Annotated in this window: 3 protein-coding genes; 2 read left to right on the top strand and 1 reads right to left on the bottom strand. The window is 59.7% G+C overall.

What is annotated here, in order from left to right; translation table 11 throughout:
• Positions 1 to 1,249, bottom strand: a 1,249-nt coding sequence (locus tag AC1DT3_RS15905; RefSeq protein WP_477466216.1) for an ABC transporter substrate-binding protein, incomplete at its 3' end; no start/stop codon positions are given.
• Positions 1,250 to 1,349: 100 nt separating this feature from the next.
• Between AC1DT3_RS15905 and AC1DT3_RS15900 the strand changes: the two genes are divergently transcribed.
• Positions 1,350 to 2,222: a MurR/RpiR family transcriptional regulator gene (locus AC1DT3_RS15900; RefSeq protein ID WP_477466215.1), complete on the top strand. Its 873-nt coding sequence runs from the start codon at positions 1,350 to 1,352 to the stop codon at positions 2,220 to 2,222.
• A gap of 315 nt (positions 2,223 to 2,537) precedes the next feature.
• A partial coding sequence (locus tag AC1DT3_RS15895) for a hypothetical protein (RefSeq protein WP_477466214.1) occupies positions 2,538 to 3,308 on the top strand: 771 nt, incomplete at its 3' end.

The raw sequence follows: 3,308 nt of genomic DNA, 5'->3' as shown, positions 1-3,308 counted from the left end.
GGAAGTAGATGGCACGTGTCATCGCATCCACTTCGGCGCGGATACCAACCTGGGTCAAGTATTGCGCCACCGCCTGCGTGATCTGGCTGTCGTTGATGTAGCGGTCGTTGGTGGTCGAGAGCGTGATCTGGAAACCATTTGGATATCCGGCCTCGCTCAGGAGCTTTTTAGCGGCTGCCGGATCGTAGCGCAGCGCCGGAGGATTCGGCAGCGTTCCGAACATACCCGTCGGCAAGAACTGATACGCAGGTTCGGCCGCGCCATCCATGATGCGCTTGACGATGGCGTCGCGATCGATCGCGAGCGACATTGCCTTTCGTACCAACGGATCCTTGAGGGGGTTCTTACCGTTCTCGGCCTTCACGAACGGGCTCTGGTCACGCGCTACGTCGAGCTGGAAATAGATCACGCGCGTCGAGGGCGTGACCACATAGCCGAAGCGCTTGTCGTCCTTGATGCGCCCGAGGTCGCGCGCAGCCGGATTCTCGATTACATCGTAGTCACCGGCCAGCAGACCGGCCAGACGCGGGCCGGCATTGGGAACCGGCACGAAACGAACGCTCGCCCAAGGCTCGGCGCCGCCCCAGTAGCTGTCATTGCGTTCAAGCTCGATGCCAGTGCCACGCACATAGCTCTTGAACTTGTAGGGCCCGGTTCCGACCGCAAGCTTGCCGTCGTTGAAGTCTCCCACGACCGGCCATGTGCCGGTAACGCCGCAGTTTTTGGCTGGCTCGAAACTCAATTTGTCATGTGCGACGATCGACGAACTCAGGATGCCGACACTGGAGAGGAAGTTGGGCAGCAGCGGGTCCGGCGTCTTCGTGGTGATGACGAGGGTATGCGCGTCCGGAGCTTCGACGGCGGCGAAGTTACCGGTGATATCCGCGAAGGAGCCGGCAATCGCGGTCTCGTTCTTCAGCGTGCGGCAGAACGTGAAGATCACGTCGTCAGCCGTGAAAGGCTTGCCGTTCGAGAACGTCACTCCTTCGCGCAGTTTGAACGTCCAGCGTGTCTTGCCATCGTTCTCCCAGGATTTCGCAAGGGCCGGAACGAGTTTCTGCTTCTCGTCCTGCTTGGTGAGGCCGTCGAAGATGTGGGCGGCCAAGGCATTGTTCGGCGTCAAATCATGATAGTGTGGATCGATTGCCGTCGGCTCGGAACCGAGCGCAATTCGCAGGGACTGGGCCCATGCGGGTGCGCTCAGTAGACAAGTGCCGGCAACAAACGCGAACATCATACGGCTGCGCATTGAACTCTCTCCGTTCCCTTGATCCCGTCATTTTGACAGATTTATTTTCGCAGATTAGAAAACATGAAAATTTTCTAACGTCAATCTGCGTGGAGGACTGATGTCACCCGCCCTGAAGCCGACGACGGACCTCGCTAACCGGATTTCGCTTGTCTACCCGTCGCTCAGCGGCGCGCACCGGCGGGCAGCCAACTTCGTCCTGCAAAATCCGCTGGACACCGCGACGATGACCATCGAAGGCCTCGCCGAAAAGAGCGACACTTCGACAGCGACGGTAACGCGTTTTGTGCGTGCTTTGGGTTACGGGGGTTATGGCGAATTTCGGGCCGCCTTGTCGTCAGCCCTCAAGATCGCAATGGCGCCGGTCGATGGCCTCGCAGATGCCCGTGCAGTCGCGGGCTCGACATTCGCGACTCTTCTCACCGCTCTGAAGGATCAATCGGCCAATCTCGAGGAGACGATCTCCACGCTCGACGAGGATGTGTGTTCTCGCGCCATCGATGCCTTGCTGACGTCCCGCCGTATCTTCATCGTCGGGTCGGGTGCGAGCCATTATGTCGCTTCCTACCTCGAGGACGGACTGGCGCTTTATCTCGACGCAAACGTGACCTTCGCGCCTTTCCGGGGCGGGCCGGAACACGCCATCCGGCACATGATGTCGGCAGGACCAAGCGATCTCGTGGTGGCCGTTTCGATGCCCCGCTATTCGCGCGGAACTCTCGATCTGACGAACGTTGCCAAGAAACGCGGCGCTGTCGTGTTGGCACTCACGGATGCGCCAACGTCTCCGCTCGCCCGCATCGCGGATATGACGCTGTTTGCGCCGGCGCGAAACCGTCTGCTGCCGAATTCGCCCTCGGCCACTTTCGCTCTCGCCGACGCCATTATCGCCGCCGTCGCACGCGAACGACCCGATGCCGTCGATGCGCTCAAGGAGCTGAGCGAAAGTCTCCTTTGGACATTTCAGCAATGACGGCGATCCCGCCCGGGAAATGAACTTGCCAATCACGCCGAGGAGTAGGCGAACGCCTAAAACCTAGGGGCATTCTGCGAGTATTGGTCGGCTCAGGCCAAGCTATCGGCGGTGACAGCGGGGGTTCAGGAAGATCCCGCAAGAAACCTGTTGCTGCAGAGCGCGAAGCTAGCCATCAGGAGATAACACAAAGTCGAGACACCCGCTCAACCAGTTAGGGAAGCCGACTTCGTTTCAACCATTCATTGCTCATTGAGACTTCCAATACTACCTCGAAAGTGGTATTCGTCCGGAACCTGGGCAGGGGACGGATCAATGACTTTACTCATTGGAGCCGGAGTGCCGACAGGCACTGCTGCAGAGAACGCGTCGGGTCTGCGCGAGAGCGCCTTGCTCGCCAGCATCGCGACATCAATGCTGGTCGCCATGACGAGCGGTGGCCTTGCTCCCGCCTACGGACAAACCTCATTTTGCGGTACAGTGGCGTCGGGCACCTATACGGCGGGTTTCAATTGCGCGCCTGCTTCCGGATCCCCCGCCACGTTGGCGATCTCCGCGGGGACTGAAATCACAGCGCCTGCGGGCGCCGGTGCAAGGGCGGCGTCTCAGAATGCAAACGCCACGGTCTCCATCACCGGGACCGAATTCGTCAGTACCGTCGCGACGCCTGCCAACGGGGTTCATGCGCAAGTCACGAATGGATCCGGCATTGCGGCCGTGTCTTTCCTTGGCGCTTTGAACACTATTACGATGGGTGCGAACGGCGACAACGGTGTCTTCGTCCAGAACAATACGGCCGGGTCGTCCCGAATTGTCGTCGGCAACGGGACAGGCTTGAACATCACCAACAACAACGGCACCGGCAGTGAACGGGACGGGGTGGAGATCAACTCAACCGGCTCGGGCAACGTCAGTATCATTCATAATGGCTTTGGTTCCATTACCACGGCGAACGGCAACGGCTTGTGGCTCAAATCCGCCAACGGTGGCAGCGCTGATGTGACTGCCGGGGCTGGCGTATCATTCATCATCAACAAACCCGGTGCCGGGGGGAACTATGCGGGAATCCACACGCGTGTTCTAGGC

This window comes from Microvirga sp. P4_G7 (assembly GCF_056401005.1).
The sequence above is the reverse complement of the archived record's forward strand: the minus strand, read 5'-3'. Positions and strand labels throughout refer to the sequence as shown.